Here is a 24,948-nt window from a genome sequence, read left to right on the forward strand (position 1 = left end):
TCCGCTCCTGTCGGCGAACAGTGATGTGACAGTATCAGCGCATGCTGACTTCAGTCGATCCTGATGTGATCCGGGCGCTGGGTGATCCGCTCCGGCTGCGGATCGTGGCGCTGCTGGCGCGCGAGACGCTGTGCACCACGCACCTGGTGGAGGAGACCGGGGCCAGGCAGACCAACCTGTCCAACCACATGAAGGTGCTGCGCGAGGCCGGGCTGGTGGAGACCGAGCCGTGCGGCCGCTTCACCTACTACAAGCTCAAGGCCGACGTCCTGGCCGGTCTCTCGGAGCGGTTCGCCGAGCTCGCCGACTCCGCCCGCACCGCCGCAGAGAACAAGAGGGCCTGCCCGTGACCTCCGCCGATCCCGCTACCGCCCGCGCCCGGAGCACCGATGCGGCCGGGGATGAGTCGATCGTCAAGAAGCTTTCCACCCTCGACCGTTACCTCGCGGTGTGGATCCTGCTCGCCATGGCCCTCGGGCTCGGGCTCGGCAGGCTCGTCCCAGGGCTGAACGACGCGCTGGCGAAGGTGGAGACGGGCGGGGTCTCGCTGCCGATCGCGCTCGGCCTGCTGATCATGATGTATCCGGTGCTGGCGAAGGTGCGCTACGACCGGCTCGACGCCGTCACCGGTGACCGCAAGCTGATGGTCTCCTCGCTGGTCGTCAACTGGATCGTCGGCCCGGCGGTCATGTTCGCGCTCGCCTGGATCTTCCTGCCGGACCTGCCCGAGTACCGCACCGGCCTGATCGTCGTCGGCCTGGCCCGCTGCATCGCCATGGTCATCATCTGGAACGACCTCGCCTGCGGCGACCGCGAGGCCGCCGCCGTCCTCGTCGCCCTGAACTCCGTCTTCCAGGTCCTCGCCTTCGGCCTGCTCGGCTGGTTCTACCTCGACCTGCTGCCCGGTTGGCTCGGCCTCGGCGACGGCGAGCACCTCGACATCTCCATGGGGAAGATCGCGCTCAACGTCGTCGTCTTCCTCGGCGTCCCGCTCGCAGCCGGCTTCCTCACCCGCCGCCTGGGCGAGAAGAAGCTCGGCCGCACCGACTACGAGCAGCGGTTCCTGCCGAAGATCGGCCCGTGGGCGCTGTACGGGCTGCTGTTCACGATCGTCATCCTCTTCGCGTTGCAGGGGAAGACCATCACGTCGCAGCCGCTGGACGTCGTCCGGATCGCGCTGCCGCTCCTGGCGTACTTCGCCGTCATGTTCTTCGGCTCCTTCCTCCTCGGCAAGGGACTGGGCCTGGCCTACGACCGCACGGCGACGCTCGCCTTCACCGCGGCGGGCAACAACTTCGAGCTGGCCATCGCGGTCGCCGTCGCCACCTTCGGCGTCACCTCGGGCCAGGCCCTGTCCGGTGTCGTCGGCCCGCTCATCGAGGTGCCGGTGCTGATCGGCCTGGTCCACGTCGCGCTCGCCTGGCGAAGGAGGTTCGCGGCCGACACGGTGACGACGGCCTCGTGACCCGGCGCCCTCTCTCGGTCCGGCCGCCTCATGCACTTGCCGTCGGACACAGCTCGCTGCCGTGCCGGTCGTCGCAGGGGATCGGGAGGGCGGCCGGTCGTCCGGGCCGTGGGTGACCCGGTGTCGGCCTGCCGGTCCGGACGACTCGCAGAAAGTCGCTGCTTCCGGCTGGTTCCCCGAGTCGCCGCCGGGTCTCCGGGTGTGGTCACGCCGCAGTCGATGCGCCTACCAGCAGGCGGCCCATGGCAGCGAGCACGGACGGCTCGACGCGGTAGTAGACCCAGGTGCCGCGTCGCTCGGAGGTGAGCAGCCCGGCTTCCTTGAGCTTCTTCAGGTGGTGGGAGACGGTGGGCTGGGAGACACCCACGTCGGAGATGTCGCATACGCATGCCTCGCCGCCCTCATGCGAGGCCACGGCGGAGAACAGCCGCAGACGGACCGGATCACCGAGGGCCTTGAACATCCGAGCGGCGGTCTCGGCCTCGTCGGCCGTCATCGGGCGTTCGGTCAGCGGCGGGCAGCAGGGCGCCACGCCCTGGCCGTCGGCGGGTTCGAGCAGCGGCAGCACCTTCGCATTCGACATACGTCTATGTTGACACATGTCGAACCAGCGCGGGAGGCCCGTCAGCGGTGCACGAGACGGGCGGCCGGGCGCCGGGCGGCGCACGACGTCGACGTGCTCCATCGGTAACCTCCCTCAAATCGACGACTGTCTATGTTGACGCTCATCAATACAGGTGCCATGCTGGGCCGTGCAAGCCATCGACAGATGTCGAAACACGCAAGGAGTCGCCGTGAACGCGCCCGCCATCACCGAGCTGCCCGTCGTCGTGATCGGAGCCGGACCTGCCGGCCTGGCCGCCGCCGCCCACCTCATCGACCAGGGCGTCGAGCCCGTGGTTCTGGAAGCCGGGCCCACCGCGGGCGCCGCGGTGCGCGAGTGGTCCCACGTACGCCTGTTCTCCACCTGGGGGGAGGTGGTCGACCCGGCCGCCGAGAAGCTCTTGGCCCCCACCGGCTGGACGAGGCCCGACCCGGCCACCTACCCCTCCGGCGGCGACTGGGCCGACCTGTATCTGCAGCCGCTCGCGGACGTCCTCGGCGGCCGCGTCCGCACCGGCGCGCGCGTCACCGGTGTCTCCCGCGCCGGCCGGGACCGGATCGTCGACGCCGACCGCGAGGCGCAGCCGTTCGTGGTGCACATCACCCACACCGATGGCCGTCAGGAGCGCCTCTTCGCCCGGGCCGTCGTCGACGCCTCCGGCACCTGGGCCACGCCGTCCCCGGCAGGCGGCAGCGGGCTGCCCGCGCTCGGCGAGAAGGCAGCCGCGGACCGGATCACCTACCGCGTCCCGGACCTGAAGGACCCCGCCGTCCGCGCCCGGTACGCGGGCAGGCGCACGGCCGTGATCGGCTCCGGCGCCTCCGCCTTCACCGCCCTCGCCTACCTGGCCGACCTCGCCACGTCCGACGACGGCGCGGGAACGAAGGGCGTATGGATCCTGCGCCGCGGCATCTCGGGCTCCACCTTCGGCGGCGGCGAAGCCGACCAGCTCCCCGCGCGAGGCGCCCTGGGCCTGGCGGCGAAGGCCGCCGTCGACGAGGGCCACGCGGACGCGGTCACCGGCTTCCGCACCGAGGTGATCGAGCGCGGCACCGACGGCCGCCTGACCCTGGTCGGCGAGGACGGCCGCCGACTCGACCCGGTCGACGAAGTGATCGTGCTGACCGGCTTCCGCCCCGACCTGTCCTTCCTCGAGGAGCTGCGTCTGAACCTGGACGAGCGCCTCCAGGCTCCCGTCGCCCTGGCTCCGCTGATCGACCCCAACCAGCACTCCTGCGGCACCGTCTACCCGCACGGCCACCGCGAGCTCTCCCACCCCGAGCAGGGCGTGTATCTGGTCGGGATGAAGTCCTACGGCCGAGCCCCGACGTTCCTGGCGATGACCGGTTACGAGCAGGTCCGCTCCGTGGCCGCGGCGATCGCCGGCGACCTGGAGGCGGCCGACCGCGTGGAACTGACCCTGCCCGAAACCGGAGTCTGCGGCGGCGCCGGCCTGTTCGACGCCCCCGACGCAGCTGAGGGCTACGGCGGTGGCTGCTGCACGCCCACGCCGCAGCTCGTCCAGCTCGGCGTGACGGCCGCGGCCGGGACGGCGGCTGCCGAAGACTCCCCGGCGGGCGGCTGCTGCGGCTCGTGAGCGACCTGGACACCCCCGCGCGTGGGGCCGCGACCGGAACAGGGGAGCGGTCGCGGCCCCACGCCGTCCTGCCCGCCCTCTGCGTCACACAGATCGTGAGCTGGGGCATCCTCTACTACGCGTTCCCCGTCCTCAACCCCCAGATCACCGCCGCCACCGGCTGGCCGGTCCAGGTGACGACCGCGGCGTTCTCCCTCGCGCTGGTCGTCTCCGCCCTCGCCGGGATCCGAGTCGGCCGCATCCTCGACCGGCGCGGTCCCCGCGCCGTCATGACCATCGGCTCCACGCTCGGCGTCATCAGCCTGACGACCGTGTCCGCAGCCCCCGACCTCGCGGTGTTCACCGCCGGCTGGATGCTCGCCGGACTCGCGATGGCCGCCACCTTCTACCAGCCCGCGTTCGCCGCTCTGACCCGCTGGTGGGCCCCCGACCATGTGCGCGCACTGACGGTCGTCACCCTCGCCGGCGGACTGGCCTCCACCGTCTTCGCGCCCCTGACCGCGGCCCTCGCCGACCACCTGTCCTGGCGTCACACCTACCTCGTACTGGCCGGCGTACTCGCGGCCGTCACGATCCCCGTCCACGCCTTGGCCCTGGGTGCACCCTGGCCCCACGCCCCAGCCGCAGCGGCCTCGCGCGCGGGCGAAGCCGCTGCCGAGATCGGGCGCAGCAGGCCGTTCCTGCTGCTCGCCGCCGCATTCACCTTGTCGGCCTTCGCGATGTACGCCGTCGTCGTCGCTCTGGTCCCCCTCCTCCTGGAACGCGGGTACACCGCCGGCCAAGCGGCCTGGGTCCTCGGCATCGGCGGCGCCGGACAGACCCTCGGCCGTACCTTGTACGCAGCTCTCGCCCGCCGCACCACGGCAACGGCCCGCACCACAATCCTGATCGCGCTCGGCGGCCTGAGCACCGCCGCCTTCGCAGTCGTCCCCGGCCCCTACGCCCTGCTCATCGCCGTATCGGTCGCGGCCGGCATGGTGCGTGGCAACCTCACTCTGCTGCAGGCGACTGCCGTCACCGACCGCTGGGGCGCCACCCATTACGGCCGGCTCTCCGGGCTCCTCGCCGCACCGGCCACCACCGCCGCAGCCCTCGCACCCTTCGCCGGCGCCGCCCTCACCGCACCCCTGGGCGGCTACGGACCACTCTTCCTGCTCCTCGCTGCCGTCTCCATGGCGGCCGCCCTCACCGCGCCATGGACAAGCACCCCCGGACACCGCTGAAGGGCTCGCACAAGCGGGCCGTCGAGCGGCGCCCAGGGCGGGACGTGCGCAGGACGGGCCGCCAGGCAGCTGATCCAGTCGCGGGCTGCTCCGCGAGTCCAGTGCGGTGCCGCGCCGACGCTGACGACGGGGATGCCGCCGAGCGCCGACGCGGCAGGGCTGCGGCCGAGTTCCTGCACCTAGACGTCGACGTCCAGCCCGAAGAGGGCGGTGTCCTTCGTCAGTTCCCGGAACACGTCCCGCGGGTTCGGGACGAGCTTGCGCTTCTCCAGGTCCAACAGCCCGCCCACGGCGCTGATCTCCGCCGACACCGTGCCGTCCGTCTTCGTGATGGTCTGCCGGATGGTGAAGGTCTTGCCGCCGCCCCACTCGAAGACACAGCTCACGTCCACCTCGTCACCGGCGAGCAGTTCCCGCTTGTAGCGGATCGTGGTCTCCAGCGCGACCGGCCCCACCCCGTGCGCCTGAAGACGCGACTGGGTGATCCCGGCCTCCTGAAGCAGCGACCACCGCGCGTGCTCCGCGTAGTTCAGATACACGGCCTGGTTCAGATGGCCCTGCACGTCGGTCTCGTATCCGCGCACGGTCACGCGGACGGAATACGGCTCGCTCACTGCGTCCCCTTCACACCGGTTCGGTTCGTCGCCCGATCCACCGATCTTGGCACGCCCCTCAGACACGGCGCGGAGAGGCCAGGACGTAACGCCTCCGCGTCCTCGGCTCCGTGTACTCCCCGGCCTGCCAGCCAGCCCCCTCCAGCGTCTCCGCGCAGCCCCGCAGCGTGGCCGCGTCCGGCGCGTACACCGCGACGGCGTCCGGCTGCGGGGTCTCCCGCACCTGGTAGCCGTCGTCCCCGTCCGCCGCCCCCGCCGGCCGGTGCCCGGCCGCCTCCAGCGCCAGCGCGGCGGCCTGCACGAGGTGCGTACGCTCCCAGGCGCAGGGGCGGTCGGTCGACGCGTCGGGGTTGGTCATGCGGCGCAGTTCGAGCATGCCCTGCCATGCGCTGCGGACCTCCCGTGCGCGGGCGGCGCCCTCGGCGGCGGGGGGTGCGGGCTCGCCGCCGACGCGGGCGGTGAAGACACCGCCATCTCCGGTGGAGGCGGCGGCCTGCGTCTCGTCGGGCTCGGGCGGCTCGGTTACCGCCTCGCGCGCCCGGTGCCCGGCGGGGGTGAGGAAGTGGTCGTGCGGGGGCCGTGGATGCCGGAAGGCGAGGCCGCGCTTCACCAGCGCGGTGAGCTGGGCCTCGGTTCCTCTGAGACGCCCGGTCTCGGGGTCCGCGGCCTCGATCAGCCGGCGCTGGGCTGCGGTGAGCGGTCGGGTCATCGGCGTCCGGACGCGTAGGGGAGGAAGGCGGCCCATTGGGTGGGGGTGAAGGTGAGGTGGGGGCCCGGTATCCGCTTCGAGTCGCGTACGAGGACGGCGGCGGGGGCGAGGGCGACCTCCACGCACTCAGGCCCGTCGTTCGTGCTGTAGCTGCTCTTGAACCAGGTCAGTTCCATGCCGGACTTGGCGGTCATGTCTCTCCCAGCACTTTCTCGATGAAGGCCAGCGACTCACGGGGTGTGAGGGCCTGCGCCCGGATGATGCCATAGCGGATCTCCAGGATCTGGATCTCCTTCGGGTCGGAGATCAGCCGGTTGAACAGCTGAACCTCGACGTGCCCCACGGTGGGCCCCTCCTTGAGCCGCAGCAGTTGGAGGGCCCCCGCCAGGCCCGCGTGGTCCTCACGATCCGTGGGCAGCACCTGGATCTCCACGTTCCGCCGCCGACCCACCACCAACAGATGTTCGAGCTGCTCGCGCATGACCATTCTGCCCCCGAGCGGCCTGCGCAGCGTGACCTCTTCCTGGACGAAGTTGAACATCGGGGCGGGCTGCTCGGCGAAGACGCGCTGGCGTGCCAGGCGGGCCTCGACGAGACCGTCGATCTGTTCCTCGGAGTAGGCCGGCCGCCGCATCCCGTACAGCGCCCGCGCGTACTCAGCCGTCTGCAGCAGACCATGGACGACATGGTTGGCGTAGGCGCACAGCTCGACCGCCTCGGCCTCCAGCTTGGCCAGATCCCGAACCTTCTTCGGGAAACGAGCCTTCTCCACGTCCCCCTTCAGGGCGCTGATGAGGCCGTTGGCCTCAAGGGTCCGGTCGGCGGCGTCGAGGAACTCCTCCATCGGCGCCCGCCGTCCCCGCTCGACGGAGGAGACCTGCTCCTCGCTGTACCCGATCTGTGCGCCGAGGGCCGCCTGCGTCAGCCCTGCCCGCTCGCGGCACATCTTGATGACGCGGCCGACGGTCCGCAGCACGGCCGCCGACTCCTCGTCCGCCCCGTAAGGCTCCACGCTCATGTCCCCACACCTCCGAGGTGCTCAACTCACGGCGGGCGCCCGATGTCACGCGTCACGACCCGGACAGGCCCGGACCGCTTCCGTACACGACCTGCGGGTCCGGCCGTCGGGGCTGTTCACGGCGGAGCCGGCTGACCACGCTGAGTGACATGAACGTCGAGATCGCCCCGGTGGACGAACACACCGGGCCCGCCCGCCACTTCCGCATCCGCCTGTCGGCGACGGCGAGGGGAGCCCGGCTGGCCCGGCACCTCACGGCGGAGCAACTGACCAGCTGGGGCTGGCCGTACGACTCCGAGGGCAATCGCACGGCGTCCCTGCTGGTGGCCGAGCTGGCCGCGAACGCCGTACGGCACGGACAGGTGCGGGGCAGGGACTTCGCGCTGCGCCTGACGCTGTACGCGGCCCAGGCCACGCTCCGTATCGAGGTGACGGACGCCCGCCCGGACCGCAGCCCGCCCCTGCCGGGCACGCTCACGCCTGCCGACCCGGAGACGGAGTCGGGCCGGGGCCTGCTTCTGGTCGAGTCCCTGGCCACCCACTGGGGCGCGACGGCGGGGGACCCGTACACGAAGACGGTGTGGTGCGAGGTCGCGCTAGCGTGCCGTACATGACGGCGGAGGACGAGGAACTGGCCGGCGGTATGGCGAACGCGGGGGAGGTGGTCCGCCGGGGCGAGGTGGTGGACCGTCCGGCACCACCCAACGCCCGCGCCCTGCACGCGTACCTCCGTGGGCTGCGGGAGCAGGGCTTCGACGCGGCGCCGGCCCCGGTCGGTGTCAGCGAGGACGGTCGCGAACAACTCACGTATCTCCCGGGCGATGTGGCGCTTCCGCCGTTCCCGGGGTGGGCGATGACGGAGACGGCGCTCGTGTCGGTGGGCGGTCTGCTGCGGCGCCTGCACGAGGCGAGCGCGGGCGTGCCGGTGGACCGTGACACGGAGTGGCCGTCGGAGCTGGCCGACCCGGACGGGGGCACGATGGTGTGCCACAACGACGTATGCCCGGAGAACGTCGTGTTCCGGGACGGCCGGGCCGTCGCCCTGATCGACTTCGACCAGGCGGCGCCGGGCCGTCCGCTGTGGGACGTGGCGATGACGGCGCGGTACTGGGTGCCGATGCTGGACCCCAGGTCGGCGGCCGCGCTCTACCCGCACGGCCTGGACGCGCCGACCCGACTGCGCGTTCTGGCGGACGGCTACGGTCTGTCGGCGGAGGGCCGCGCCGAGCTGCCGGGTGTGATCGAGCAGGTCACGGAGGTGTGCCGGGCGTTCGTGGAGTGCCGGGTGGCCGAGGGCGACCCTGCCTATGTGCGGGTGCTGGCCGAGCGCGGCGGGTGGGACGCTGGGACCGGATGCAGGGGTGGCTCGCGGAGCACCGGGAGACGTTCACGACGGCCCTGCTGCCGAGAGGGCGTCGACCTCGGGCCTCTCGTCCGGCAGGGTGAGCACGCCGCCGACGCACGTGGCGGGGCGGGGCAGTTGGCTGAGCAGGGTGATGCGGTCGAGCAGTTCGTACCCCTCGGCGAGGGCCATCGTCTCGCCGCCGTAGGACTCGAGGTTCAGCACCACGGCCCGTACGGCCTCCGTCTCCTCCACGAGCATGGGGATCCCGTCGTGCCCGAGGGCGCGGGCGGCCCCGGCGCGCTCGGACATCGTCAGCAACAGCCAGTGCCCGCTGGCCTCGTCGACGACGTCCAGGTCTCTTTCGTGGACGTGGCGGACGAGTTGAGTGCGGGCGTGTCGGGTGATGCGTTCAAGTGTCCGCAGATCCTCGACGGTGACGGCGAAGGCCGCCCGCTGCGCAGGCATAGGCATGATGATGAAGCCCCTCCCCAGTGGCATACAACCGTGTGCTCGGAGGCGTGGGGGGGAAACCTGCGAGTAAGCCTTTTCTACCAGGAAAATCACCGGCGGGCGTCGGCCTCGGCGCGGGCGCGTTCGATGGCTGGGGGCGTGGGCCTCGGCCCACGCCCGGACGGCACGCAGGGGGATCAGGAGAGACCGTCCGAGGTCGGCGAGGGCGTGAGATCCTGGGCGGCCCGGTCACGACGACGATCGCGGTGGAGAGCCTGCCGGACGCGCTGCGGGGGAGGTACCTGTCGCTGAACCAGCTGGAGGTGAGCAGGTCGGGGGCGGTGGCACCGGCGCTGCTGTCGGCGGAGGCTGGGACGACACGGGTGAGCTTGGTGGGTGGGGTGAGTGGCGGCGCTGGCGGTGACGACCGGGAGGAAGGTGCCGGCGGCGGGGAGCCGCGTAGGGGGTGTCAGGGAGTGAGGAACGCGGAAACGGCTGTGCTGAACGCCTCGGGCGCAGCGTCGTGGATGAGATGCCCCACGGGGATGGTGAGGAGCCGCGCGCGGGGGATGCGGCGGGCCAACTCGGCGACGCCGTCCTGAGGGACGTGGCTGGGAGGGCCGCCGGCGAGGACGAGGGTGTCGGCGGTGATGCGGTCGAGCTGCGCAAGCCACTGAGGATCGGGAGTGTCGATCTCTTCCCGGACGGCAAGCACCATCTCCCAGTCGAAGGAGAGGGGGCCGTCCGGCCGGGCGGGGGTGGTCGCCTCGCGGGGCCGGGGGAGGGGAACGTCCTCGAGGACGAGCCGCCGTATGCGGTGGGGGCTGTGCTGTGCGAGGAGGTAGGCGACGACGCCGCCCATGGAGTGCCCGATGAGATCGACGGGGTTGAGCTGGAGCGCGTCGAGGAACTGGAGCACATCTGCTCGCATGAGCTGGAGGGAGTAACTCCCGGGCCAGTCACTCCGCCCGTGCCCACGGAGATCGAGGGCGTAGACGCGCCGGGTTCGGGCGAGGGCGGGCAGGACGACGTCCCAGTCGGAGGAGTCTTCGCCGAGGGCATGGAGGAGGACGAGCGGGGGAGCGGTGGCGGGCCCGGCAACTTTGTAGGCCATCCGGATCCCGCCATCGAGATCGACGGAGCGTTGATCAACCATCGCGGGAGGTCAGCGTCTTGAACATGTGCACGTCCGCGTGGCCGCCGGGAATCCCCAGGGTTCGACCGGTCTCGACGTAGCCGTGCTGCTGGTAGAAGGCGGGGGCCTGGAAGGTGAAGGACGAGACGGTCATCCGGTCACAGCCGCGCCGCCGGGCCTCGGCCTCGGCAGCCTCCAGCATCCTGCTGCCCCACCCCTCCTTGCGGTCGTTTTCCCGTACCCACAGCATCTCGATGCCGCAGAGTCCGCCCCAGGTCCAAGCAGCGAGTCCACCGATCAACTCACCAGCGTCGTCGCTGACCTTGACGGAGAACATGTCGCGATCGGCAGACCCGGTGGCGGCCGCGTTGAAGGCGACGAGCTCGGCGGTCAGGTGTTCGTTCAGCTCGACGTCGCGCGCGCCGGTGACCAGGGAAGAGCCGGGGTGGGGGTGGGTCGTCATCGCGCAGACTATGCCAGTCTGCCCGTCCGCTCGCACTCCATTACTGCAGCCTTGATCCAGGGCTGGCACCCGGTAGGGGAGGAGCTTGACCGACCTGCACGAGCCGTTGGAACCGCTGGACGGCGCTCCGTCGCGGTTCAGCCGTGGTGGGGTGTGCCGGCCCCCCGGGTGCATGGTGGCCCTCCTGGTGCCCGTCGTCCTCGTGCTGCTCGCGGCGGGAACGCTCATGCTCTGGCCCACCGCCAGACCACCGCCAACGAGCGTCATGAGCAGGAGGCGTTGGAGTGGATGACGAGGTGTGTCGAGTCGTACGCGGACGATGTGCGGGCCGAGGCGCGGAAGGCGCACCCAGCGGTGCCGCCCGCACCGCCGCATTGTCGGTGCCCTGTGCCACGCTCACCCCATGAGCGATCACCCGACGTCCCCCGTCACGCCCCCGCCCGGCCTCTGGGAGTCCATCGACGATCTGTGTGCCTGGCTCGACGCCAATCGGCCGATCGGCGGGCCCGACGGGTTCCTGCTACGGATCCTGAAGCTGTCGGAGGAGGTCGGCGAGGTCGCCCAGGCCGTGGTCGGGGCCACCGGGCAGAACCCCCGCAAGGGCACCACCCACACCTGGGACGACGTGCAGTCGGAACTGTGCGACGTCGCCGTCACTGCCCTGGTGGCCCTGCGTACGCTCACCCCGGCCGCCCCCGAGGTGTTCGCCAGACACCTGGAGGGTGTCACCCGCCGCTCGCTCGGGCCGCGCCGGCCGGATGCCTCCGAGGTCTGAGCCGACCGGGCTCAGGGCTGCTTGTCCAGCGGCCGTGACGCAGCGACGGCGCCCCCGGCATCCGCACCCCCACCCCGTTTCGCCGCCTGGACCGCCTCGTACACCCGCGTCCGCAGTTCCGTGAAGCGCGGGTCCGCCCGGGTGTGGAGCTGGTCGCGCCCGGCCGGGAGGTCGACCGTCAGCTGTTCTTGGACCACCGTGGGGGACGACGAGAGAATGACCACCCGTTCCCCGAGGTAGACGGCCTCGTCGATGTCGTGCGTGATGAACAGGACCGTCACGCCCAGCTCCTGCCACAGCCGGCGGACCAGGTCCTCCAGATCCGCACGCGTCTGGGCGTCGACCGCCGCGAACGGCTCGTCCATCAGCAGCACTTCCGGCTCGTACGCCACCGCCCGCGCGATGGCGACCCGCTGCTGCATACCGCCGGACAGCTGCCAGGGATACGCGCCTGCCGCGTCGTCCAGTCCGACGGCGTGCAGCGCGTGCCCGACCAGCTCCCGGCGGCGCGCCTTGCTCAGGTGCTTCTTCTGACGCAGCGGAAGTTCGACGTTGTCCCGCACCCGCATCCAGGGGAACAGGCTGCGCCCGTACTCCTGGAACACCACCGCCATCCCGGGCGGTGGCCCGGTGACCCGCTGCCCCCGCAGTACGACCTCACCCGAGGTGGGTTCCAGCAACCCGGCGACGCACTTCAGCAGCGTCGTCTTGCCGCACCCCGACGGCCCGACGACACACACCAGTTCACCGGCGTCCAGGGAGAACGTGAGGTCGCGCACCGCCTCGACGTGCCGGCCGTGTCCCTCGTAGACCTTCCGCAGGGCCCTCACGTCGAGCATGTGCCGTCCTTTCGTGGATGCGCCGTCCTTTCGTGGATACGCGGGGCCGCCGCCGCCCGTCATGACGCCCTCCGGGACCGGCGCAGGCCGTGGTACCAGGCCAGGGCGCGGCGTTCCACGGCCCGGAACACCAGGGCGAGGAGCACGCCGAGCAGACCGAGCAGCAGGATGCCGCTCCACATCTCCGGGATCGCGAAACTCCGCTGGAACTGGACGACGGCGAACCCCAGTCCGTTGCTCGCCGCGAACATCTCGCTGATGACCATCAGGATGACGCCGATCGACAGTGCCTGCCGCAGCCCCGCGAAGATCTGCGGCGACGCGGACGGCAGGACCAAGTGACGCAGGCGCGCCACGCCCCCGACGCCGTACGAGCGGGCGGTCTCGGCCAGCACACCGTCGACCGCCCGTACGCCCTCGACCGTGTTCAGCAGCACCGGCCAGACACAACCGGAGACGATGACCACGACCTTCATGGTGTCGCCGATCCCCGCGAACAGCATGATGACGGGCACCAGGACTGGCGGCGGCACGGCGCGCAGGAACTCCAGCACCGGTTCCATGACGGCCCGCACCCGCGGAAACGTGCCGATGACGACACCGAGCGCCACGCCGAGGACGCCCGCCGCGGTGAAGCCGGCCAGCAGCCGCGTGACGCTGGGCACCACGTCGGTGGTGATCCGCTCGGCCGTCCACACCTCGCGTCCGGTCTCCAGGATCGTGCGCAACGGCGGCCAGTAGACGTCGGTGCTGCCGGCGGAGGCGAACCACCACACCGTCGCGAGGACAACAGGCAGCCCGAGGGCGAGCAGCAGCTGCAGCAGGGCGGTACGCAGCACCTGAGGACGACCGGTGGACGCGCGCTTCACGGGGTCACCTCGCCCCGCACGGACTGGTGCCAGGCCAGCGAGCGCCGCTCCACCGCACGGGCGCCCGCGTTGATCAGGACACCGACGAGTCCGGTGACGGCGACCAGCGCGTACATGTCGGGGACGGCGTGGGAGGTCTGCGCGACGGCGATCCGGGCGCCCAACCCAGGTGTGCCGATGACGAGTTCGGCGGTGATCGCGAGGACGAGTGAGACGGCCGCGGCGAGCCGCACACCGGTCATGACGTACGGCAGGGCGGTCGGCCACAGCACATGGCGGATGCGTGCCCAGGTCCCCAGGCCGTAGGAGCGGGCGGTCTCCTCCGCCACCGGGTCGGTGTCCTGGACGCCGTACAGGACCTGGACGAGGACCTGCCAGAAGGCGGCGTAGACGACCAGCAGCAGGGTGGAGCGCAGATCGGTGCCGAACAGCAGGACGGCGAGGGGGATCAGGGCCACCGAGGGGATGGGCCGCAGAAACTCGACGGTACTGGCCGTCGCCTCCCGCAGATACGGGACGATGCTGATGACCATGCCCGCGGTGATGCCCGCGGTGGTGGCGATCAACAGGCCGAGGGCCCAGCCGGTCAGGGTGTCGCCGAGCGCCGTCCAGAAGGCGGCGTCGGACATCTCGTCCACCAGGGCGGCGGCGATGTCGGTGCTGGGCGGAAGGTGGTCGGGGGAGACGAACCCGAGCCGGGGCAGCGCCTCGACCAGGGCGAGGAAGCCGCAGAGCCCGGCGAGGCCGAGTACGGCGTTCCCCGGCCCTCGTCGGCGGACCACGGAGGGGCCGCCGTTGACCACCGCCCGGGTCACGGCAGCAGCGCGTCCAGGTCGGGGGACTTGTCGAACAGGCCGTCCTGGCGTCCGAGTTCACCCAGCCGCTCCAGGGACGCGCGGTCCGGTTGCTCGGGCCAGCGGGGGAGCGTCAGGGCCTGCACCGTCTTCTCGGGGATCTTGGTGTAGGCGGCGAGTATGTCCCGCACCTCGTCCGGGTGGCCGGCGGCATAGGCGAGGGACTCGCGGGTCGCCTCGGCGAACTTCTTCACCAAGTCCGGGTCCTGCTGAGCCAGTTTGTCGGAAGTGAAGTAAAGGGCGATGGTGAGGTCGGGCGAGACGTCGACGAAGTTGGACGCGACCACCCGGGCGCCCTGCTCCCTGGCGACCGAGAGGGACGGCTCGACGACCCAGGCGGCGTCGACCTGCCCGGCGTCCAGGGCGGCGGGCATCTGGTCGAAGGGGAGTTCCACGAACTCCACGCTTTTCGGGTCGCCGCCGGCCTTGCGTACGGACTCCCGTACGGAGGTGTCGCCGATGTTCTTCAGCGTGTTGACCGCGACCTTCTTCCCGGCCAGATCCTTGGGCGACTTGACGGGGCTGTCGCCCTTGACGACCACGCCGCCGAAGTCCGCACCCGCCTTCCCGGTGGAGGCGACCCCGTTGGCGACCGCCCGCACGGGGACGTTGCGGCTCCGGGCGACCATCAGCGACGTCGTGTTGCTGAACCCGAACTGGAACTGCCCGCTGACCACCCCCGGCACGATCGCCGCGCCGCCCTGGCTGGTCTCCAGCGTGAGGTCGAGGCCGCGCTCCTTGTAGAAGCCCTTCTTCTCGCCCAGGTAGATGGGGGCCACGTCGACGATGGGGATCACACCGACCTTCACGGTGGTGACACCGTCCGACGACTTTCCGGAGGACCCGGACGAGGACGACCCGCATGCCGTCGCCGCGACGGCGAGCAACGCGACGGCGACAAGTCCGGCTGGCAGACGACGCACAAGGCCTCCTGGCTGGTCACGGTGTAGGTGTGCGCAGGCCGTACGAACGTTGATGCGGGGAACCTAGGGGCAGGCCCTACGGGGGGTCAACCCATTGGTAGGTCAGTCTTCAACAACCACCGTCATGAGGACAGCCAAGTCCCGAAGCGTCAAAAGCGCATTACATGCGGGAGAACGGCGCCCACCGGGCCAGCCCGAACCCGCTTCCCTCCCGCCGGATCTCGAACGCACCCTGCCCCGGCAGATGAGCCGGGAACACCAGAGCGCGATGGTCGGCCGCGTACGCGAACATCCGTGCGCGGCTGGCGCGGGCGCCCTCCTCGTCCTCCTCGAAGCAGCTGTTCAGATGCGGCTCGTGGATCTGGATCGCCCCGTGCAGCAAGTCCCCGGCAAACACCGCCCGTTCACCCCCGGACTCCAGGTGGACGACCGCCGAACCCGGGGTGTGGCCGGGGGCGGGCTCCAGTCGGAGATTGCCGTCGATGACGTAGGACCCCTCCCACGTCGTGACGAGCCCCGCGTCGATCACCGGCTGCACGCTGTCCTCGTACACGTTCTGGTTGCCCCGCCCGAACTGGGTGCGGTGCAGGTTGTCGGGATGCCAGTACGTCACGTCGATCGCCGGCATCAGATACGTCGCGTTGGGGAACGTCGGCACCCAGTCACGGCCGTCGAGGCAGGTGTTCCAGCCGACGTGGTCGTCGTGCAGGTGGGTGTTCACGACGAGATCGACGTCCTCCGGGCGCACGCCGGCGGCGGCCAGATCGGCCAGGTAGCCGGTGTCCAGGTACGACCAGATCGGCTGCAGGGGACGGTACTTGCCGTTCCCCGCCCCCGTGTCGATCACGATCACCCTGCCCTCGCTGCGCAGCACCCACGACTGGGTGGCGACACGGGTCAGGTCGGTACGGGCGTCCCAGTGGTCCGGGTCCAGCAGCGCGGCGTGCCGCTGCCACTCCTCCGGCTTGCTGCCGGGGAAGAAGACGTCGGTCGTCATCGGGGAGATGTCGGAGAACTCGATGACGCGGGTGATCTCGACGTCACCCAGGCGGAGGGTGGTGACCTGGGGCGATGCGGTGCGGGCGGTGGGCATGGGTCTCCCTCGCAAGAGGTTGGCGCAGGGGTGGCGGGCCGTCTCCGCAGCGGGCGGCGCGGCCGTACGACCGACTCTGCGGCCCCCGCCCCACCCGCCACCAGCCCCGCCCTTGCCTACCCCTGACAGGTGCAGGCTCCGCCCCACCGCCCCCGCGCATACTGGCCGTATGGACGACCGCACATCACCGCTCGGCGCGTACCTGAAGGCGCGGCGGGCGCGGCTGAGCCCCGACGACGTCGGCCTGCCCCGGTACGGGGACCGGCGGCGCGTCCCCGGGCTGCGTCGCGAGGAGGTCGCCCTGCTCGCGGGCGTCAGCGCCGGCTACTACACACGGCTCGAACAGGGCCGGCAGGGCAACGCCTCACCGGAAGTCCTCGACGCGCTGGCCAGGGCGATGCACCTGTCCCCGGCCGAACGGGACCACCTGCACGACCTGTCCTCGACGGCCGCCCACCGCACCCGCCGCGCGACCGCACCCGGCGGCGCGGAGACCGTCTCCGCCGACCTGCGTACGCTCCTGACCACCATGGCCGCCCACGTCCCCGCCCTGGTCGTCGGCCGCCGCAACGACGTACTGGCCTGGAACCGCACCGGCCATGCCCTTCTCGCCCCCCACCTGGACTTCGCCGCCCCCGACGACGCCGCCGCCCGCCCCAACCTCTCCCGCCTGGTCTTCCTGGACGCCCCCACCCGCGCCCTCTACCGCGACTGGCCCGCGAAGGCCCGGGCGGTGGTCGGCAACCTGCGCATCCTGACCGCGCGCAACCCGGGGGACACCTGCCTGGCCGCACTGGTCGCCGAACTAAGCGCACAGAGCGCGGAGTTCAAGAGCTTGTGGGACGCCCACACCGTCGCCCCCTGCGGCCGTGACGTGCACGCCCTCGCCCACCCGGCCGCAGGCGAACTGACCGTCACCCAGCAGACGTTCGACGTTCCGAAGGAACCGGGCCAGTCCCTGGTCACCTTCACGGCGGAACCCGGCTCGCGCTCGGCGGCAGCCCTGGAAGCTCTGAAATCCCGTGGACGAACCACGAACGCCCCCGTAGCGTGTGCCCCCACGCCCTGACTCGGACGGAAGGAGGCGAGTGCCGTGCGGTTCACCCCATTCCAGCGCTCCCTTCCCCACCGTCCCGGCGTGCACGACGAGTTCTGACCGGGAGCGCTTCAGAAAGCACCCCGGAGGAATCCGTGACCGACCTGGTCATCCGCGCGCTCTCCGCGAGCGACGCCCACCTGTTCGACGCACTTCCCGACCCGCTGGGCGCCCGTGAGACCCACCGGCGTACGCGATTCCGCCCCGACTGGAAGCGCGTCGCCCTGCGCGACGGAGAGGTCGTGGCGCGCGGCGCGTGGTGGGGCGGGCCCGACGACCCGGAGCCGATCAACGTCAACTGGTTCGACGTGGCCGAGGGCGAGGAGGAGGCGGGGGCCGAACTCCTGCGCTGCGCGCCCCGGCAGGTCGAACTCGAGATCAACCTGCCCGCCGGCTGGCGCGACGACCCGGCCCTGAGCCGGGCCGCCGAGACCCGCTTCACCGCCGCACGCGCCGCCGGTTACGAACTCCTGGTGGAACGCTTCCGGTACCGCTGGACGCCGGACCGGGGCCTCCCCGACCGCCCCGGCCGTCTGACCTTCCGCGCCGAACCCGACGACGCCGTCTTCTTCGACGCACTGCGCCGCATCCACTCCGCGACGTTGGACGCCCACGCGCTCAAGGCGATCGAGGCGGGCGGCCTCGACCGGGCGGCCCAGGAGGAACTCGACTTCTTCCACTGGTGCCCGTCCCCACGCGAGTGGTGGCAGACCGCCCACACCCCGGACGGCGAGCTGGCCGGCATCCACATCCCGGCGCACAACCCGTCGGGCCCGACGATCGGCTTCATAGGCGTCGTCCCGGAACACCGCGGCCACGGCTACGCCTTCGACCTCCTCGTGGAATGCACCCGCCTCCTGGCCGACCAGGGCGCGGAGTACGTCGGCGCGGCCACGGACCGCGGCAACATCCCGATGGCGGCGTGCTTCGCGAAGGTCGGCTTCCCGATCGTCAGCGAACGCTTCAACTTCCACCCGGTGACGGGCCGGGACGCTTAGACCTCCGTGGGGTTCGGCGTCCAGCGAAGCGTCATGTCGGGCAGGTTCTCCATGTTGCGATCACCGTCGGCGGTGTCGAGGACGGTGAAACCGTGGCTCTCGTAGAACGCGCGGGCATCGGTGTTCTGCTGGAAGACGTGCAGGGACACCCCGTCAAGGCTGTGCCGCCTGACCTCGTCGAGCAGAAGCGTGCCGACTCCCTGCCGGCGGACGTCCGGACGCAGATAGAGGTGTTCGAGCATGTCGCCGTCGAGGGCCGCATAGCCGATGATCTCCGCGTCACGCACCGCGACCCACGTCCGGCACAGCTTGAGCAGCACGTCACGGACCCATCGGGTCACCTGCTCAGGACTGCGCTTCTGCGGGGGCAGGTACGGCATGGTGGCCGACCGAGAGGCCATGTGGATGCGCGCGATCACGGCTGCGTCGGCTTCCTGCGCGCATCGGATCCGGGTCCTGCCGTCATCACTCACGTCGGGAACCTACCCGCCGTGGCCCGTCGCCTTGTCCGCCACGGCGGCGGCCACGCGGACGAAGGCGGCCAGGGCCGGGGAGGTGGCGTGCTCGGGCCAGGCGAGGACGAGCGTGGTGGGCTCGGCATCCTCGACCGGGACGGCGACCAGGTCGTCGCGGAGCTGGTCGCGGATGGAGGAGGGCAGAACGGCGACCGTGCGGCCCAAGGCGATGAGGTGGAGAAGCTGCCCGAGGTCGTGGATTCGGTGTCCGTGCGAGCCGCCCTCGGATGCGCCCGGCCGGCGCGGCAGGGGCTCCCCGGCGAGCTCGTTCAGGCAGACCCGGGTACGGCCCGCGAGGCGATGTGAACGCGGCATCACGAGAAGTTGCGTCTCGGTCAGGAGGTCCTGGGTGTCCAGACCGGTGAGGTCGTTCCGGGGGCGGTGAAGCAGGGCGGCGTCGGCACGCCCCTCCCGCAGGAGGACCTCACGCTCGCCGAAGCTCCACACCAGCTCGACCGGCAGCGCACCCGGCTCAGCCTGATAGGCGTCGAGGATCGCGGGCAGCAGGCCACCGTCGCCGCCCGGCTTGACGGCCAGGACCAGCTGCGGTTCGGCGCGGCCGGCCCGCCGGGTGCGGCGCGCCGCGGCCGACGCGGCGTCGAGCACCCTACGGCTCTCGCGGAGCAGGACGGCCCCCGCCTCGGTCAGTGCGACCCGGCGACTGCTGCGTTCCAACAGGGTGACGCCCAGCCGTCGTTCGAGCTGCTGAATGGCGCGGGAGAGCGGCGGCTGGGCCATCCCCAGCCGGGCGGCCGCACGGCCGAAGTGCAGTTCTTCGGCGACCGCGGTGAAGTAGACGAGTTCTCGGACCTCGAGTCCTTCCATACCCGCACGGTATCGCCGCGTACCTGATCGGTGTTGGAACTCCCGGCCGGCCCCATGGTGGGCTGAACGCATGACACAAACCACGACTGCCCTGGTCACCGGCGCCAACAAGGGCATCGGGCGCGAGGTCGCAGCCCAGCTCGCCTCCCTCGGCGCGAACGTCCTGCTGGCCTCACGCGACCCGGACCGCGGCGCGGCAGCCGCAGCCGACCTGGGCCCGCGGGTGCACCCGGTCACCCTGGACGTCACCGACCGCGCGAGCGTCCTGTCCGCCGCCCGCTGGATCGACGAGCGCTTCGGCCGGCTGGACGTCCTGGTCAACAACGCCGGCATCTCCGGCGACCTCGCCGCCCAGAGCCCTGGCAGTGCCGAACTGCCCCTTGTGCGTGAGGTGTTCGAGACCAACGTGTTCGGTGTGATCAGCGTGACCACCACGATGCTGCCGCTGCTCGCCCGTTCCCCCGCCGCCCGGATCGTCAATGTCAGCAGTGGACTGGGCTCCCTCGCCCGGATGACCGATCCCGAGGACTACTTCACCACCCGGCCCCCGATGGCCGCGTACGTTCCGTCCAAGACCGCACTCAACTCGCTGACCGTGCAGTACGCCAAGGAACTGCGCAGTCGCGACATCCTGGTCAACGCCGCCGATCCGGGGCCGTGTGCGACCGACTTCACCACCGCGTTCCCCGGCCTCACCCGCACCGCGGCCGACAGCGCGGCCGTGGTCGTCCGGCTCGCCACGCTGCCCGACGACGGGCCGACCGGCGGCTTCTTCGACGAGCACGGCCCAGTTCCCTGGTGAGCCGTCTGTCAGGGAAGCGAGGGACGGGGGCCGGCCCGGACGGGACGGGCGGGCCGGAGACCGCGCCGTCGCCCGACGGGCCGCAGCGCCCGGGTCGCACGCGCGGTCCGAAGGGCAGGCCTCCGCGCCTCAGCCCACGAACAACTCCGGGCGGCGCCCGCAACGTGATGCGGGTGCCGCCCGGGGTGACGTCGGTGGCAAGGAGAGCGAAAGGACTTGCGTCAGAAGGAGTTGAGAAGGAAGCCCTTTCATGGCCTTGCCGTGAAACACGCTAGCACTCACTCCGGGATGAGGTCGCGCAGATTTTCGCGGGTGACGACGACCGAGTCCGGGTGCAGCCCCTCGGGACGTTCCAGACCGATGTACGTCACCGGCTCGTCCGGGACCGACGTGCCGTCCCACACCCCCACGGCCGTCCCACGGTCGGCCATCAGGCCGGTGAGGTACCGCACCGTCAGGTACTCCCGCTCCACCACGGCCCGCACCACCTTGGACACCGACACCTGGTTCTCCTCCACCCGGTTGGCCGAGGAGATGCCCCGCAGATACAGATGCAGCCACTTCGCGCGCCACCGCCCGTCGTCCTCCCGCCGGAACACCAGCGGCAGCGCCACCCGTCCCGCGCCGCGCAGGTCCGACTTCATCCGCACCGTGCGCGGCTCGAACGGCCGGCCCTTCTGCTCGCCGTCCCGCAGCATGAAGCCGAAGAACGACTCCTCGACCTCGTCGAAGCCCTCGCCGGCGAAGATGTTGACCTGGGGGACGATGAAGGCGCCGCGCACCCGGTCCAGGGACAGCTCGATGAACTCCGAGGCGCCGTTCGGCGCCTCGGTGACGTCCCCCGAGTGCACACCCGCGACCGTCTTGAGCGAGGTGTACGACAGCCACGAGTCGGTGGTGTAGTCGGCGCGGAGGAGCAGCGCGGAGAGGTCGTAGTCGGTGCGCTGCGCCGCCTCCTTCCAGTACACGAAGAAGCGCAGCCGTTCCCCGTCGACCGGGGAGACCGAGCCGCGCGGCAGCACGCCGAGCCCGGCCGCGGCCGCCCTGCCGCTGAGCGGGAGCGCCACGTCGAGGACGTCCGGGTCGACCAGCAGTCGGCCGGGCGCCGGCAGTCTGCGGCGCATCTCCGCGTCGAGGGCGGCGACCAGGCGGTCCCGGTCGGCGGCCGGCACCGGACGCCGGGCGTCGGGAGTGGCCCAGCCGCGGCCACGGCGGTTGACGAAGATCCGGGGTTCGCCGGTCTGCCGTTCCCGGTTCTGGAAGTGCTCACGGACGGACAGCACGACCCGCCCGGAGACCCGCGGAGCGACCCGCACCGCCGCGGCCACCACGGCGTCCCGCTCCTCCTGACCGGAGGCGATACGCAGCAGCAGGTCCAGGGCGCGGAACAGCTTGCCGGGCGCGGCCTCCAGCAGCCGTACCGCGCCGGGTACGTCGTACGCGTCGAGCAGCCGCTCGAGACGGCTGTCGAACGACCGCGCCTCCTTCTCCCCACGGGCCACCGCGAACACCTCGGCCGCGTGCGGCCACCGCGGGTACTCGTGCGGGTGGAGCCGCTCACCGAGCCGCTTGAAGGGCTCGCGGTGGGCGTGCACGTCGGCCAGCTTGGCGGGGTTCGCCGCGACGACGGCGTCCAGGCCCGCGAGCAGGGCACGGCGGACCGGCCGGGGCAGCGACCGGAACCGGGTCGGCTCCAGCAGCGTCACGTCTCCGCCCGACAGCGCGCAGACCAGCCGCAGCACGTCGGTGACGGTGTCGAGCAGCAGGTCCGCGCCGGCCATGAGGCGGGCCTCGTTGACGACCGCCCGGTTCTCCCGGACGGGGATCGACTCGGGCTGCGGGCCGAGCACGCAGTGCCGGGCGAGGATCCTGAGGTCGCTCAGGTGCTCCTCGTTCAGCGGCGTCGCGCTGCCCGCCAGGGCCAGGTACAGGTCGGTGAGTTCGTCGTCCAGGTTCCGCCCGAGGTGCAGAACGGTCACCCGGTCGCCCGCCGAGGCGATCAGCTCGTCCTGCGCCGCGAGCAGCTGCTCGTACGTGTGCTGGTAGCGGCCGTACGTCGGGAGGGTGAGCAGGTCCAGCACCCCGCGCGACAGCTGCCTCAGCACGCTCCCGCGCGCCGCGTCGTCGAGCGCCTTCCTCACGCACTCGATCCAGAACTCCTCGGTGTCCGGAACGTTGGCCGGGAAGTCGATGAAGTACGCGTTGTGCCGGACGTGGTCGCCCACCATCTCGCGCACCGTGTGCAGGGTCCGCCGTGCGGTGTGCACGACCGCGGCCCCGGACAGCCCCGACAGCCGCTCCAACAGCTCCGCCGAGAGCTTGAAGCCCACAGACATGAGTGCCGCGTCGAACTGCAGCGCCGCGGTCGCGCCGTGCCCGGCGGAGCCTTCGGGGGCGGGGACGTGGTGGGTGTGCCGGATGACCAGAGAAGTGAGGTCGTGCGCCATTCGTGGATGATCGCAGAGGTGTACGAACCGGCGCACGCGGGTTTTCGCGCGGGGCGCATGGGGGCGACACGGCTCGACCGAGTGGGTCAGTGGGCCTTCCGGAGGGCCCGGGGCGGGTACAACTCGTACCGCCCGAACGGGCCTACGCACCCCTCACCCGAGAGGCATCCTCCGTGCGCGATCTCGCCGACTCCGTCGAGTCGATGGAACAACTCGCCGCCGTCTGGCGGACCGTCGTGCTCGACCGTGACCCGGACGCCGACGTCCGCGACCTGCCCGGCATCGCCGTCCGCTGGGCCGACAGCCGGTTCGCCTTCTGGAACTGCGTCACCCTGACCGACGTCGGCGCGGACGCCGAACTCCTGGCGCGGCGCCTGAAGGAGACCGCGGAGATCATGCGGGCGAAGAGCCGCCCCGGTTTCCTCTGGCTCTTCGAGGACCTCCTCGACGACGAGGCGCGCACCGCGCTGGACGCGACCGCCGAGCAGGCCGGCCTCGCCTACGCCTTCCCCGGCACGGGCATGGCCGGAGACCTGCCACCGCTCTCCGAACCGCACCACCCCGACCTGACGTTCGAGCGTGTCACCACCGACGAACACCTCCGCGCCTACGCGGACATCAACTCCCGCGCCTACGGCTTCCCGCTCGAGGACGGCCGCGACGGACTCGCCGGCTCCATGCTGTGGAAGAACGGCATCCACGCCTATCTGGGCCTGCGCGACGGCACCCCCGTGGCCTGCGCCGCGACCATGGAGGCGCAGGGCCGTCTCTTCGTCCTGCTCGTCGCCACCGACCCGGAGTGGCAGCGCCGCGGCTACGGCGAGGCGGTGACCCGCAAGGCCCTGTACGAGGGCGCCCGCGCCACAGGAACCACCCGCGCCACCCTGCACGCGACAGCCGCCGGGGCGCCGGTCTACCCCCGCATCGGTTTCCGGCCCAACTCCCCGATGCGGTTCTACGGGCTCCAGGCCTGAGGAAGCGCCCTCAGCCTCCGGGTCCGAGGAAGCGCCCCTGGCCTCCAGGGCTGAGGAACCGCCCCTGGCCTCCAGGACTGAGGAACCGCCCCCGGCCGTCCTACTGCCGGTACCCGCTCAGGAACCGCCCGATCCGGCCGATCGCCGCCTCCAGGTCCTCCGCGTGGGGGAGCGTGAGGATGCGGAAGTGGTCGGGGGAGGGCCAGTTGAAGCCGGTGCCCTGGACCACCTGGATCTTCTCCCGGAGCAGCAGGTCCAGGACGAACTTCTCGTCGTCGTGGATCTTGTGCACCTTCGGGTCGAGACGCGGGAAGGCGTACAGCGCGCCCTTCGGCTTCACACAGCTCACGCCCGGGATCTCGTTCAGCTTCTCCCAGGCCACGTCCCGCTGTTCGCGCAGCCTGCCGCCGGGGGCGGTGAGGTCGCGGATGGACTGGCGTCCGCCCAGCGCGGCCTGGATGGCGTACTGCGCGGGCGCGTTGGCGCACAACCGCATCGACGCCAGCATGGTCAGACCCTCGAGGTAGTCCTTCGCGTGCTGCTTGGGACCGGTGACCACCAGCCAGCCCGAGCGGAAACCCGCCACGCGGTACGTCTTGGACAGGCCGCAGAAGGTCAGCACGACCAGGTCGGGGGCGAGCGCGGCGGCCGAGTGGTGCACGGCGTCGTCGTACAGGATCTGGTCGTAGATCTCGTCGGCGAACACCATCAGGCCGTGCCGGCGGGCCAGGTCGAGGATGCCCTCGACGACCTCCTTCGGATACACCGCGCCCGTCGGGTTGTTGGGGTTGATGATGACGACGGCCCTGGTGCGGTCGGTGATCTTCGCGGCCATGTCGTCGAGGTCCGGGTACCAGTCGGCCTGCTCGTCGCACAGGTAGTGCACCGCCTTGCCGCCCGCGAGGTTGGTCACCGCGGTCCACAGGGGGAAGTCCGGTGCGGGGATGAGGACTTCGTCGCCGTCCTCCAGCAGCGCCTGCACCGCCATCGACACCAGCTCGGAGACGCCGTTGCCGAGGAAGACGTCGTCGACGTCGACCTCCAGGCCGAGCGTCTGGTAGCGCTGGGCCACCGCGCGGCGGGCGGAGAGGATGCCGCGCGAGTCGGTGTAGCCGTGCGCCTGCGGGAGCATCCGGATCATGTCCTGGAGGATCTCCTCCGGCGCCTCGAAACCGAACAGGGCCGGATTGCCGGTGTTCAGACGCAGCACGCTGTGCCCCGCCTCCTCCAGCGCGTTGGCGTGCTCGATCACCGGGCCGCGGATCTCGTAACAGACCTCGCTGAGCTTGCTCGACTGCCGGAACTCCATGCGCCC

General features: G+C 71.4%; 26 protein-coding genes and 2 pseudogenes. 11 read left to right on the plus strand and 17 right to left on the minus strand.

Annotation, left to right across the window (positions count from 1 at the left end; all coding sequences use genetic code 11):
• Positions 1–41: 41 nt before the first annotated feature.
• Positions 42–350, plus strand: coding sequence for an ArsR/SmtB family transcription factor (locus tag AY578_RS26915; RefSeq protein ID WP_258905843.1), 309 nt, complete (start codon positions 42–44; stop codon positions 348–350).
• Complete coding sequence (arsB, locus tag AY578_RS26920) at positions 347–1,465, plus strand: ACR3 family arsenite efflux transporter (protein WP_337590487.1); 1,119 nt, start codon at positions 347–349, stop codon at positions 1,463–1,465. The genes AY578_RS26915 and arsB overlap by 4 nt, the downstream gene beginning before the upstream one ends.
• Positions 1,466–1,670: 205 nt before the next feature.
• On the opposite strand, the gene AY578_RS26925 is transcribed toward arsB, so the two are convergent.
• Entirely contained in the window at positions 1,671–2,048 is a 378-nt protein-coding gene (locus tag AY578_RS26925; protein WP_136238988.1) for an ArsR/SmtB family transcription factor, read from the minus strand.
• A gap of 211 nt (positions 2,049–2,259) precedes the next feature.
• Here AY578_RS26925 and AY578_RS26930 point away from each other — a divergent pair, with 211 nt between their 5' ends.
• The gene (locus AY578_RS26930) at positions 2,260–3,666 is read left to right on the plus strand and encodes an NAD(P)-binding domain-containing protein (RefSeq protein WP_136238989.1); all 1,407 of its coding nucleotides are present in this window, start codon (positions 2,260–2,262) and stop codon (positions 3,664–3,666) included.
• A gap of 140 nt (positions 3,667–3,806) precedes the next feature.
• Positions 3,807–4,889: pseudogene (locus AY578_RS26935) on the plus strand (MFS transporter); the annotation flags it as partial.
• A gap of 179 nt (positions 4,890–5,068) precedes the next feature.
• Here the strand turns inward: AY578_RS26935 and AY578_RS26940 are convergent.
• From AY578_RS26940 to AY578_RS26955, 4 genes are read right to left on the minus strand one after another with little or no spacing between them, the layout of a single operon-like run.
• Positions 5,069–5,503 (minus strand): acyl-CoA thioesterase, encoded by a 435-nt coding sequence (locus AY578_RS26940; protein WP_136238991.1) that lies wholly within the window; start codon positions 5,501–5,503, stop codon positions 5,069–5,071.
• A 58-nt stretch (positions 5,504–5,561) separates the two neighbouring features.
• Positions 5,562–6,212 (minus strand): hypothetical protein, encoded by a 651-nt coding sequence (locus AY578_RS26945; RefSeq protein WP_136238992.1) that lies wholly within the window; start codon positions 6,210–6,212, stop codon positions 5,562–5,564.
• Positions 6,209–6,406: a DUF397 domain-containing protein gene (locus AY578_RS26950; protein ID WP_136238993.1), complete on the minus strand. Its 198-nt coding sequence runs from the start codon at positions 6,404–6,406 to the stop codon at positions 6,209–6,211. Before AY578_RS26950 ends, AY578_RS26945 begins: the two co-directional genes overlap by 4 nt.
• Positions 6,403–7,230 carry a helix-turn-helix domain-containing protein gene (locus AY578_RS26955; RefSeq protein ID WP_136238994.1) on the minus strand — a complete coding sequence of 276 codons (828 nt, stop codon included), beginning with the start codon at positions 7,228–7,230 and terminating at the stop codon, positions 6,403–6,405. Before AY578_RS26955 ends, AY578_RS26950 begins: the two co-directional genes overlap by 4 nt.
• A gap of 149 nt (positions 7,231–7,379) precedes the next feature.
• On the opposite strand from AY578_RS26955, the gene AY578_RS26960 reads away from it, so the two are divergent.
• On the plus strand, positions 7,380–7,844 hold the full coding sequence (locus AY578_RS26960) for an ATP-binding protein (protein ID WP_136238995.1): 465 nt from the start codon (positions 7,380–7,382) through the stop codon (positions 7,842–7,844).
• Positions 7,841–8,676 (plus strand): annotated as a pseudogene (locus tag AY578_RS26965) (phosphotransferase). Before AY578_RS26960 ends, AY578_RS26965 begins: the two are co-directional and overlap by 4 nt.
• Here the strand turns inward: AY578_RS26965 and AY578_RS26970 are convergent.
• The 3 genes from AY578_RS26970 to AY578_RS26980 form a co-directional block, all read right to left on the minus strand.
• Positions 8,618–9,040 carry a hypothetical protein gene (locus tag AY578_RS26970; RefSeq protein WP_136238996.1) on the minus strand — a complete coding sequence of 141 codons (423 nt, stop codon included), beginning with the start codon at positions 9,038–9,040 and terminating at the stop codon, positions 8,618–8,620. The pseudogene AY578_RS26965 and the gene AY578_RS26970 overlap by 59 nt on opposite strands.
• Positions 9,041–9,494: 454 nt before the next feature.
• Positions 9,495–10,139: an alpha/beta fold hydrolase gene (locus AY578_RS26975; protein ID WP_258905848.1), complete on the minus strand. Its 645-nt coding sequence runs from the start codon at positions 10,137–10,139 to the stop codon at positions 9,495–9,497.
• 34 nt (positions 10,140–10,173) lie between these two features.
• The gene (locus tag AY578_RS26980; protein WP_258905849.1) at positions 10,174–10,623 is read right to left on the minus strand and encodes a GNAT family N-acetyltransferase; all 450 of its coding nucleotides are present in this window, start codon (positions 10,621–10,623) and stop codon (positions 10,174–10,176) included.
• A 403-nt stretch (positions 10,624–11,026) separates the two neighbouring features.
• Between AY578_RS26980 and AY578_RS26985 the strand changes: the two genes are divergently transcribed.
• A complete protein-coding gene (locus AY578_RS26985) occupies positions 11,027–11,398 on the plus strand; it encodes a MazG-like family protein (protein WP_258905850.1) in 372 nt (123 codons plus the stop codon).
• A gap of 11 nt (positions 11,399–11,409) precedes the next feature.
• Here the strand turns inward: AY578_RS26985 and AY578_RS26990 are convergent, their stop codons facing one another.
• From AY578_RS26990 to AY578_RS27010, 5 genes are all read right to left on the minus strand, one after another.
• Positions 11,410–12,237, minus strand: a complete 828-nt coding sequence (locus AY578_RS26990) for an ABC transporter ATP-binding protein (RefSeq protein ID WP_215189087.1) — start codon at positions 12,235–12,237, stop codon at positions 11,410–11,412.
• Between the two features lie 59 nt (positions 12,238–12,296).
• Positions 12,297–13,106, minus strand: coding sequence for an ABC transporter permease (locus AY578_RS26995; RefSeq protein WP_370878982.1), 810 nt, complete (start codon positions 13,104–13,106; stop codon positions 12,297–12,299).
• Positions 13,103–13,921 (minus strand): ABC transporter permease, encoded by an 819-nt coding sequence (locus AY578_RS27000; RefSeq protein WP_370878983.1) that lies wholly within the window; start codon positions 13,919–13,921, stop codon positions 13,103–13,105. Before AY578_RS27000 ends, AY578_RS26995 begins: the two co-directional genes overlap by 4 nt.
• Positions 13,918–14,883, minus strand: coding sequence for an ABC transporter substrate-binding protein (locus AY578_RS27005; RefSeq protein ID WP_215189088.1), 966 nt, complete (start codon positions 14,881–14,883; stop codon positions 13,918–13,920). Before AY578_RS27005 ends, AY578_RS27000 begins: the two co-directional genes overlap by 4 nt.
• 160 nt (positions 14,884–15,043) lie before the next feature.
• Entirely contained in the window at positions 15,044–15,976 is a 933-nt protein-coding gene (locus AY578_RS27010; RefSeq protein ID WP_136239000.1) for an MBL fold metallo-hydrolase, read from the minus strand.
• A gap of 169 nt (positions 15,977–16,145) precedes the next feature.
• Here AY578_RS27010 and AY578_RS27015 point away from each other — a divergent pair, with 169 nt between their 5' ends.
• Together AY578_RS27015 and AY578_RS27020 are read left to right on the plus strand one after the other, a co-directional pair.
• A complete protein-coding gene (locus AY578_RS27015) occupies positions 16,146–17,045 on the plus strand; it encodes a helix-turn-helix domain-containing protein (protein WP_136239001.1) in 900 nt (299 codons plus the stop codon).
• Positions 17,046–17,167: 122 nt separating this feature from the next.
• Positions 17,168–18,070 (plus strand): GNAT family N-acetyltransferase, encoded by a 903-nt coding sequence (locus AY578_RS27020; RefSeq protein WP_215188670.1) that lies wholly within the window; start codon positions 17,168–17,170, stop codon positions 18,068–18,070.
• Here AY578_RS27020 and AY578_RS27025 read toward each other — a convergent pair.
• Both AY578_RS27025 and AY578_RS27030 read right to left on the minus strand, forming a co-directional pair.
• Entirely contained in the window at positions 18,067–18,543 is a 477-nt protein-coding gene (locus tag AY578_RS27025; protein WP_026243372.1) for a GNAT family N-acetyltransferase, read from the minus strand. The genes AY578_RS27020 and AY578_RS27025 overlap by 4 nt on opposite strands.
• Positions 18,544–18,552: 9 nt before the next feature.
• Positions 18,553–19,410 (minus strand): LysR family transcriptional regulator, encoded by an 858-nt coding sequence (locus AY578_RS27030; RefSeq protein ID WP_136239003.1) that lies wholly within the window; start codon positions 19,408–19,410, stop codon positions 18,553–18,555.
• A gap of 70 nt (positions 19,411–19,480) precedes the next feature.
• Here AY578_RS27030 and AY578_RS27035 point away from each other — a divergent pair, with 70 nt between their 5' ends.
• Entirely contained in the window at positions 19,481–20,212 is a 732-nt protein-coding gene (locus tag AY578_RS27035; protein WP_215188669.1) for an SDR family oxidoreductase, read from the plus strand.
• A 278-nt stretch (positions 20,213–20,490) separates the two neighbouring features.
• Here AY578_RS27035 and AY578_RS27040 read toward each other — a convergent pair whose 3' ends face one another.
• Positions 20,491–22,659 (minus strand): TerD family protein, encoded by a 2,169-nt coding sequence (locus AY578_RS27040; RefSeq protein ID WP_161231925.1) that lies wholly within the window; start codon positions 22,657–22,659, stop codon positions 20,491–20,493.
• 173 nt (positions 22,660–22,832) lie between these two features.
• Between AY578_RS27040 and AY578_RS27045 the strand changes: the two genes are divergently transcribed.
• Entirely contained in the window at positions 22,833–23,633 is an 801-nt protein-coding gene (locus AY578_RS27045) for a GNAT family N-acetyltransferase (RefSeq protein ID WP_136239004.1), read from the plus strand.
• Positions 23,634–23,733: 100 nt separating this feature from the next.
• On the opposite strand, the gene AY578_RS27050 is transcribed toward AY578_RS27045, so the two are convergent.
• A complete protein-coding gene (locus tag AY578_RS27050) occupies positions 23,734–24,942 on the minus strand; it encodes a pyridoxal phosphate-dependent aminotransferase (RefSeq protein WP_028961503.1) in 1,209 nt (402 codons plus the stop codon).
• Between the last annotated feature and the right edge of the window lie 6 nt (positions 24,943–24,948).

This window comes from Streptomyces thermocarboxydus, assembly GCF_024760485.1.
Lineage (GTDB): Bacteria > Actinomycetota > Actinomycetes > Streptomycetales > Streptomycetaceae > Streptomyces > Streptomyces cellulosae.

What these genes read in the sequence shown, in the direction of transcription:
- AY578_RS26915 (WP_258905843.1), top strand. Translation starts at nt 42, where the DNA reads ATGCTGACTTCAGTCGATCCTGATGTGATCCGGGCGCTGGGTGATCCG.
- AY578_RS26925 (WP_136238988.1), bottom strand. Translation starts at nt 2,048, where the DNA reads ATGTCGAATGCGAAGGTGCTGCCGCTGCTCGAACCCGCCGACGGCCAG.
- AY578_RS26945 (WP_136238992.1), bottom strand. Translation starts at nt 6,212, where the DNA reads ATGACCCGACCGCTCACCGCAGCCCAGCGCCGGCTGATCGAGGCCGCG.
- AY578_RS26950 (WP_136238993.1), bottom strand. Translation starts at nt 6,406, where the DNA reads ATGACCGCCAAGTCCGGCATGGAACTGACCTGGTTCAAGAGCAGCTAC.
- AY578_RS26955 (WP_136238994.1), bottom strand. Translation starts at nt 7,230, where the DNA reads ATGAGCGTGGAGCCTTACGGGGCGGACGAGGAGTCGGCGGCCGTGCTG.
- AY578_RS26960 (WP_136238995.1), top strand. Translation starts at nt 7,380, where the DNA reads ATGAACGTCGAGATCGCCCCGGTGGACGAACACACCGGGCCCGCCCGC.
- AY578_RS26970 (WP_136238996.1), bottom strand. Translation starts at nt 9,040, where the DNA reads ATGCCTGCGCAGCGGGCGGCCTTCGCCGTCACCGTCGAGGATCTGCGG.
- AY578_RS26975 (WP_258905848.1), bottom strand. Translation starts at nt 10,139, where the DNA reads ATGGCCTACAAAGTTGCCGGGCCCGCCACCGCTCCCCCGCTCGTCCTC.
- AY578_RS26980 (WP_258905849.1), bottom strand. Translation starts at nt 10,623, where the DNA reads ATGACGACCCACCCCCACCCCGGCTCTTCCCTGGTCACCGGCGCGCGC.
- AY578_RS26985 (WP_258905850.1), top strand. Translation starts at nt 11,027, where the DNA reads ATGAGCGATCACCCGACGTCCCCCGTCACGCCCCCGCCCGGCCTCTGG.
- AY578_RS26990 (WP_215189087.1), bottom strand. Translation starts at nt 12,237, where the DNA reads ATGCTCGACGTGAGGGCCCTGCGGAAGGTCTACGAGGGACACGGCCGG.
- AY578_RS27010 (WP_136239000.1), bottom strand. Translation starts at nt 15,976, where the DNA reads ATGCCCACCGCCCGCACCGCATCGCCCCAGGTCACCACCCTCCGCCTG.
- AY578_RS27015 (WP_136239001.1), top strand. Translation starts at nt 16,146, where the DNA reads ATGGACGACCGCACATCACCGCTCGGCGCGTACCTGAAGGCGCGGCGG.
- AY578_RS27030 (WP_136239003.1), bottom strand. Translation starts at nt 19,410, where the DNA reads ATGGAAGGACTCGAGGTCCGAGAACTCGTCTACTTCACCGCGGTCGCC.
- AY578_RS27035 (WP_215188669.1), top strand. Translation starts at nt 19,481, where the DNA reads ATGACACAAACCACGACTGCCCTGGTCACCGGCGCCAACAAGGGCATC.
- AY578_RS27040 (WP_161231925.1), bottom strand. Translation starts at nt 22,659, where the DNA reads ATGGCGCACGACCTCACTTCTCTGGTCATCCGGCACACCCACCACGTC.
- AY578_RS27050 (WP_028961503.1), bottom strand. Translation starts at nt 24,942, where the DNA reads ATGGAGTTCCGGCAGTCGAGCAAGCTCAGCGAGGTCTGTTACGAGATC.